The following is a 7,043-nucleotide window of genomic DNA, read 5'->3' as shown; positions in this document are numbered from 1 at the left end:
GGATTTTGGCTCAGAATTTTCTTGATAAGGTTTTTTCTTTCGTTTTGTCGTGTATCGGCTTGGGTTGCTCGGTTCCTAAATGAGGGGGATTTCTTCTTGTGTGCTTTGTATGTTCCTATCAGCGTTTCGGTGTTTTTACGTATAGGGATTGCCGAGGTAGGTCCAGCTTCCCGGGGGGAGTTGGTTGCCTTGTTCTTCGAGCTGGGCGAGTAGCTTGCGGCCGACGGCGATTTGGTGGTTGATCGGCGTGAGCACGGTGATCGGGATCTCCAAGTTGTAGCGGGTCAGGCATTCGTGGAGAATGAGGTCGCGCATGAAATTGGGCGTGCGGGCCTCGAACAACGAGCCGACCACGCTTTGCAAGGTTGCCGGGCTGCCGTAGCGGTAGCGGACGTTGTTTTCCGGCTTGAGTTGCTCCAGGTGTTGACGCCAGATGGCTGGGTCCTGGCTCAAACGCTCGATCTCTTCGCCTTGCGGCGCTTGATTTGGGTCTTCGTCGGGATCGTCTTCTTCCTCTTCCTCTTCTTCCTCGTCGTCGTCGTCGTCGTCCTCGAGGGGGGTGATCAGGCGTTCGCTTGGCTCGAAATCGTCATCCTCGTCGTCCTCGTCGTCTTCCTCAATCAGCTCGTCCTCGTCCTCTTCTTCTTCGATCCAAACGGTTTCCGTGAAAAAGCCGCCGAGGATGGTGTTGAGGGCGAGGGCCGCGTCCGGGGCCCATTCGTTGTCTTCCTCGAGTTGGGCGATTAGCCAGGGGCAGGCGATGGGGTCGCCGAGCAGGGCGAGGGCGGTGATGAAGGCGCGTGATGGCTCCTTTGCCCGCGGAAGGTTGAGCAAGAACCCCGCGGTTTGGGCCGAACCCATCAGGGCGAGGGTGAGCAGGCCCGCGTCGTCCGGGGCGGTGTTTTCCATCACGCCGCGCAAGAAGGGTTGGTGGGCGGCGCGCATCATGGTCAAGGCGGCGTAGAAACGGGTGTCGAAATCCTTGCTCCACGTGTAGGCGTCCAAGAGCTCCGGCGCCGCGGCTTGGGCGTTGGTCCGCAAGGTGCAACGCGCGTAGGCGGGCCACTGGCCGCGGTCGCGCAAGGGGCGGGCGTCGTAATATTTGCGCCAGCCGCGACGGGCGGCGATTTCGTAAAAGATGGGCTGAAAGGCTTCGGTTTCTTGGGCCCAGGCGGCGAGGTCCTCGACCCAGGCGTTGGGGCAATGCTGCATCAGCGCGCTGTGCAGTGCCTCGGTCACGGTGGGTTCCTCGTAGTCGACGACGGGAATGAGTTCGGCGACGTCCTTGGCGCTGTCTTTGCGGCAAAAGAACACGACGGCGGTGTAGAGTTCGCCGCTGTCGGTTGGTGCGGCCGACTCGCGCATCACGTCCCAGGCGGCCTGGCCGATGGAACACAAGGCGTCCAGGTGGGTTGCGAACTTTTCTTCCTGGGCGGCTTGTTCCGGCCAGGTGAATTCCAAATCCCAGGTGAGGGCGATGCGTTGGTCGAAGAGGAAGGATGCTTCTTCCAAGTGCTCTAAACACAAGTTTTCTTTAAATGCGGCGATGCGTTGCTGCTGCATGGGGATGCCTTTCGTGGACAGCGGGGCCGTCCTATTATTCTTGAATCAATTCAATCCTAACCCGGTTCGATTGGAAACCCCGCAAACTCATAAAAACCTCGTAGGTCGCCGGTTCCCGCGGGATCGGGACGAAGTTGGCCAGGTTGGGATTGATCCAGCCGCCCGAGGCCAGGCCTTCCACGTCTTCCGGTTTAAGGGGTTCCGCGTCCTCGAAGGGGCAGGGCACCATGATACCGGGATCCAGCGCCACGATAAAACCCTCGTAACTTTTTCCGCTTTTTACCTCGACCGCGTGCATTTTGAAATGGTCGTCGATGGGCACGGCGGGCACGTCGAAGCAGTGGTAGGCGCAGACGGGAATGGCGGCGAAGGCGCCGGTATCGTCGACGACCTCACCCGCCCTAAAAACAACGCGCTCGGGTGCGGTGATGACGATCCCTCGAAAGGTGGGGCCGGGATCCGGCGGCGACATGGGGTTGGGGCCGCCTTCGTTGAGCGGCACATTCAGCCAAGGGTCATGGTGGGTCACGAGGGCTCCTCGCGCTAACCGGCACCGAGGGGAACCGGTGGTGTTTATTGTTTGATGAGCTCGATGACGACCTTGTTGGAGTTGAAGCCGCGGTAGCTCATAAATACCTCATAAGTCGCCGACTCTTGAGGGATGTTGAGGAAATTGGCGAGGTTGGGGTTCATGTAACCGCCCTTGGCACTGCCGGGTCGTGGCGGTGGGGTGGGCGCGGCGCCCGGTAGGGAAGGGGGTGGCAAGGCCGAACCGGGATCCAGGTCGACGATGTCGCCCTTGAAGATTTGGCCGGTTTTCAGATCCTTGGCGGTGATGCTGTAATTCTCGCTGATGGGCACGTTGGGCAGGTCAAAACGGTAAAAGGTGCACAGGGGAATGGCGGCGAAGGCGCCGTATTCATCAATGATCCCGCCTTTTTTGAATTTTACTTGCTTGGGCGCGTTGATGACGAGGCCGCGCCAGTGGGGATCGGGCTGGGGTGGTGAACAGGACGAGGGGTTGTTTTGGTTGAGCTTAACGTCTTGCCAGGGATCTTGGGAGGCCATGGTGTCATTCTCCTTGGTGATCGGGGTTGCCGGTTCGGGGACGGTTTGGGGTGATGGGCCGCAATGGCAAAGGAGGAGGAGCAGGAGCAGGGCGCCGAGGCGGCGCGGAACGGCACAAATACCGCGCCGCTGCCTCGGCTTAGAGACGTGCCCAGCCATCGCTGATGTCCATCTTCTTCACGGCGGGATCGCAGTTGACGCAGAAGGCGCTGACACCGTTGGTGGCGCCGAACATGACGCAACCGGAACCGCCGACGCCGCCGTAGGAGGGCAGCACGCCGAGTGGGAAGTAGCAGTGGCTGCCGACGTGGCCTTTGCCGTCGTATTGGGTGGCAACCGCATCGGGTTGTTTCCCGCTGCCGTCGACGACCATGTAAATCTTGTGGCCGAGTTCGTGAATCATGACTTGGTTCTGGTCGGCTTCGCTTGAAACCTGCCACCAGGCCTTGGTGCAGACGCAGATCAGGTTACCGCCGCCAAACGACAAGCCGGCGCGCATACGGTTGACGGTGTTGACGGTGAGGGTGAGGGTGCCGGTGGCGGCCGGCAAACCGCTGAGGTCGATTTCGACGGCGTTAAGGGCGTCGGGCAACACGGCCCATTTGGGTTTGCCGACGCAGTCGGCCTTGGGAATGTTGACGGCGACGGGCGCGGGCGGTGCCGGCGGCGCGGGCGGGGGATTGTTCATGCCGATCAGGCCCAACAAAAAGCCGGTAATCCCGGAGTGCGGGGCGACAGGCGCCGGTGGCGGCGGCGGTGGATCGGGCAAAAAGGTGCAGCTCACGTACCAATCTTCGCCGGTGACGATGTTGTTCCACAAAAACTTGTCGTTGCCGGAGCCGTCGGTAATTTGCACGGTGAACTTGGCGGTGCCGGGTCCGGCGGCGACCCCTGGCTCGACGAATTGATCGGCATCGTCGCGCACGGCGAGGTGGTCGGTGTACCCGACCACGACGGTGTAGGGTTCCTTGCCGGGGCCTTGGGAGCCGTTGTAGGCGGTGCGGGTGTTGCTGATGAAGGTGCCGCTGTCGTTGGCGCCGATGTTCTCCATGTGGGTCATGTTGACCCGGGGCAAGACGTCAATGTGAATGCCGTGTTTGGCGTATTCCCCGGTGAGGGTGGCCAAGCTGGCGGCGGCGTTGGCGGTGACCCCGGTCATCACGGCTTCGACGAGGTAAATCATGCGCCAGCCGATGAGGTTGTGGCTCTGTGCTTTGTTGCCTTTGTCGTCCTCGGCTTCGAGGCGCCACACGTTCATGCCGCACACGTTGATAAACCAATCGGTAGGGATGATTTTGGTGCCGTCCCCGTCGGTGGTGTAGTTCTTCTGGGTTTCCTCGTACTTGAACAGCGGGTTGCGGCCCTGTTCTCCGCCGGTGTAAATCAGATTGCTTCCGCCGGGGTCGTACTTAACTTTAAATGGGTGCGAACCTTTCTCATCAAACCGGACCTTGACGCGGGGTTTCTCGGTGAGGCGGTCGATGTTGGGGATGTTGGTGCCGTCGACCCATTTGGCGTCGCGTGGCAGGTTGACCCATTGCTTGCGGTCCTGGGGCACATCGGTATCGTCGTCGCCGTCGAGGAAGTCAATGGAGATGAGTTTGGGTTCGACTTTTTCTTCTTTTGCCGGCGCGGGGGCGTCGACGGAATCAATATTGGTCATACGTGAACATCCTCGTAACTACTTGGAACTATATGAATAAGGGTTGGCAAGAGGGGGGGCTAACCGACGATGTTTTTCTTGTTGTGGAACATCAGGTCCGACATGCGGCAGACGTTTTTGTTCTCGTACTTGACATTAAATGAGTAGAGCACGAACTCGGCTTTGTTTTTAAAGGTGCCGGAAATGATACCGCCGAGGGTACCGGGTTCGTCGCACACACTCATGGAGTAGTTACAGCCTTTGATGGTGGCGGATTTGCCCTGGACCTTGACCGTTTTCGAGCCTTTGGCGAGGTGCATCGATTGGGCCAGGTTGGGGTAGGGGATGGGGACCGGGCCGCCGGGGGTTGGGGTTTTGCACACATCTGGGAAAACGAGGCTTTTGGCGCCGCTTCCCTTGTGGGAAACGCCCATCATGTTGGCGAAGACGGTAGATGGCATGGGTTCCTCCTTGGGGTGTTATGGGGTTGGGGCCGGGCGCAACAGGATGGCGCCGCGGTCACCGTGATCGTCGCTGCAGAAAATCAAACTGTCGCCCTGGATCCAGCCGTTTTGGTAACCAATGGTGGCGAGGTTGGCGAGCACGGCGCCGCCGGCCGCGCCGACGGTGCCGTAGTACTCGGCGGGATGGTGGACGGGCAGTTCGTCCCGTTGGCCGAAGAGGCGGATGGAAACGTAGTTCCATTCCTTGGTGCGGAAATACTCGCCGTTGAGGTCGCTGTAAACTTGGGCGATAACGGGTTCGGGATCGGCCGCCTCAAGCACGGCGCGGCAGCAATCGGTGAGGGCTTTGGCGGTGTTGGGCTGGTCGCTGACGATGGAGCCGGGTTCAAAGCCGTGGCCGGCGCCGGCGAGTTCGGCAAGGATCGGTGTTTCCGCGCGGCGGGCTCGTTCCTCGGTTTCCACGAGGAAAAACGCGCAACCTTCGCCGGGGGCGAAGCCGTGTTGGCGCCCGTAGGCCTCGGATAACAAGCGGTCCGCTTTGGAAAAGAATTGCAGGGTTTGCGGATCGAGCAAGCTGTCGTAACCGCCGATCAGACAGGCCGATTCGGGTTGGTCGGCGAGGATCTGACGGGCGCGGTCGGCGGCGTGGGCCACGGCGGCGTGGCCTTGCTGAAACGGTTCGGCAGAAACGGCGTTGGCGAGGGGCGCCAGCTTTCGGCACCATTCATCGAGGAGCGCGTGGTCCTTGGCGGCGTAGGCCGGACCGGGTCGGTCGGGATGGGCCAAACCGACGAGCAGGTACAGGTTCTCGAAACGGCGCCCCTGTTCGCTGAGTTGTTCGATGAGGGTGTCGAGGCAAAAGTTCCCGACGACTTGCTGGCGCGCAAGGTTGACCTCGTAATCGGAAAGGTATTCGATGCGGCTCCAATCGACGGGCAGGCGGGCGCGGTCCCAAAAGCTCGATTCTTCGATGCGGGCCATGCCGGTGCGCACGGAGTGGGCGGTGGCGAGGGCGTCGGTGCCGACAGGGGTGGTGCTGTTCACCGCGGTGATCACCGTTTTCATGAAGGTACCTCGGATGATTGGGCCGAGCCGAGTGATGGGGCGGCCGCGAAGAATTGATTGCGGTCGACGATGACGACCTCGCGCAGGCGAGAGGGCATTTTGCCGAAGGCGAAACCGGCACCCCAGGCCATGGTGAAGCGGTTTTGGTTGGGATGGAAGACCACTTGCCAAAGATCAAAAGCGGTGGGATGTTTGCTGCCGGCGAGGTTAAAGGCTGCCGAAAGTTGGAGTTGGGGAAGGGTGAAGGTGCGCGGGCCGTCGGCGTGGAAGCCGTCGAGGATCACGCGTTCGCCGCCTTGCAGGAAGGGTTGGTGGATCAGGTCGGGATGGGCGGCGTTAAAGTAATCGGGGTTAAAATCATCGGGTAGGAGGGGGGCCTTGTTGCGTTGCCAGGTCTCGTCGTAGGTACCGACCAGCGCCATGCGCGGTTGCCAGCTGGTGTCGATAAAACCAAAACCGGCCACGGGCGGTTTTTGCTGCCAGTGGGTGAGCGGTTGGTCGATGGTTTCGATGTTGGGCAGCGCGGCGCCGCGCGCCTCGGCCCGTTTGGTGGCAAAACCTGTCCCAACGGGATTTTCTGGGCAATAGGCGGGCGCCTGATCTTCTTTGACGGGCGGAAGGGTTCCGCCGAAGGCGCGTTCGTAGGTGATGGGCATGGTTTCGAAAGGGACGGGCTCGGTGGCGCCGGAGAGGTCTTGCTTCCAGGTGCGATCCCCGCTGACCAGGAGGCGGTGTTGTTGCGCGCCGATGGTCAGAGAAACGGGCATTTGCGGGACGGCGATGCCGCCGGGTGCGACGGCGCTGCCGACCAGGGCGACGTCGGTGGCGGTTTTTTCCATCACGAGTTCACCGGCGAGGTGTAGCGAACTTTGGCCGGGTTCGCCGTGGTACAGGTCTTGGACCAGGACCTCGCAAGGATCGGGATGAAGCGAAACGGCCTCGCCGTCGGCGGGTAGGTTGAGTTGGGCTTTGACCACCAGGGTGACCCGTTCGGCACCGGTTTTGTCGGTGAAAAACGAGAAGCCGGTGGCCAAGGGGGTTTGGTTCACGATTTGGAGCAAAGGCTTATCCTTTCCGAAAGGAACGGCATTGAGTTTGAGAAAGGGGAACCTGCGATTCTAAACCGAAGCCCCCGTGCAGCAAAAGAGGAATCGCCGTGTAAGGACCACGACGAGAATTACCACGCTCGCGGAATCGCCGTGACGGACCAAGACGAGGAAACGCCGCGATGGGAACCACGG

7 protein-coding genes are annotated in these 7,043 nt (G+C 60.9%); all 7 read right to left on the bottom strand.

Annotation, left to right across the window (positions count from 1 at the left end; all coding sequences use genetic code 11):
- Window positions 1-135: 135 nt before the first annotated feature.
- The gene (locus tag J3U88_RS12390) at window positions 136-1,563 is read right to left on the bottom strand and encodes a hypothetical protein (protein WP_207859079.1); all 1,428 of its coding nucleotides are present in this window, start codon (window positions 1,561-1,563) and stop codon (window positions 136-138) included.
- A 34-nt stretch (window positions 1,564-1,597) separates the two neighbouring features.
- A complete protein-coding gene (locus J3U88_RS12385) occupies window positions 1,598-2,092 on the bottom strand; it encodes a hypothetical protein (protein WP_207859078.1) in 495 nt (164 codons plus the stop codon).
- Window positions 2,093-2,136: 44 nt separating this feature from the next.
- Window positions 2,137-2,631 (bottom strand): hypothetical protein, encoded by a 495-nt coding sequence (locus tag J3U88_RS12380; protein WP_207859077.1) that lies wholly within the window; start codon window positions 2,629-2,631, stop codon window positions 2,137-2,139.
- 139 nt (window positions 2,632-2,770) lie between these two features.
- Window positions 2,771-4,294: a hypothetical protein gene (locus J3U88_RS12375; protein WP_207859076.1), complete on the bottom strand. Its 1,524-nt coding sequence runs from the start codon at window positions 4,292-4,294 to the stop codon at window positions 2,771-2,773.
- A 59-nt stretch (window positions 4,295-4,353) separates the two neighbouring features.
- Window positions 4,354-4,734, bottom strand: coding sequence for a DUF4150 domain-containing protein (locus J3U88_RS12370; RefSeq protein ID WP_207859075.1), 381 nt, complete (start codon window positions 4,732-4,734; stop codon window positions 4,354-4,356).
- Window positions 4,735-4,752: 18 nt separating this feature from the next.
- A complete protein-coding gene (locus tag J3U88_RS12365; RefSeq protein WP_207859074.1) occupies window positions 4,753-5,802 on the bottom strand; it encodes a beta-ketoacyl synthase N-terminal-like domain-containing protein in 1,050 nt (349 codons plus the stop codon).
- A complete protein-coding gene (locus J3U88_RS12360; RefSeq protein ID WP_207859073.1) occupies window positions 5,799-6,863 on the bottom strand; it encodes a DUF2169 family type VI secretion system accessory protein in 1,065 nt (354 codons plus the stop codon). Before J3U88_RS12360 ends, J3U88_RS12365 begins: the two co-directional genes overlap by 4 nt.
- Window positions 6,864-7,043 lie beyond the last annotated feature (180 nt).

It is taken from the genome of Acanthopleuribacter pedis (assembly GCF_017377855.1).
Classification (GTDB): Bacteria; Acidobacteriota; Holophagae; order Acanthopleuribacterales; family Acanthopleuribacteraceae; genus Acanthopleuribacter; species Acanthopleuribacter pedis.
Note: the sequence above shows the minus strand (reverse complement) of the source record. Positions and strands in the feature narration are given on the sequence as shown.

Coding starts and splice junctions, on each gene's coding strand:
- J3U88_RS12365 (WP_207859074.1), bottom strand. CDS start 5,802: ATGAAAACGGTGATCACCGCGGTGAACAGCACCACCCCTGTCGGCACC.
- J3U88_RS12375 (WP_207859076.1), bottom strand. CDS start 4,294: ATGACCAATATTGATTCCGTCGACGCCCCCGCGCCGGCAAAAGAAGAA.
- J3U88_RS12390 (WP_207859079.1), bottom strand. CDS start 1,563: ATGCAGCAGCAACGCATCGCCGCATTTAAAGAAAACTTGTGTTTAGAG.
- J3U88_RS12370 (WP_207859075.1), bottom strand. CDS start 4,734: ATGCCATCTACCGTCTTCGCCAACATGATGGGCGTTTCCCACAAGGGA.
- J3U88_RS12380 (WP_207859077.1), bottom strand. CDS start 2,631: ATGGCCTCCCAAGATCCCTGGCAAGACGTTAAGCTCAACCAAAACAAC.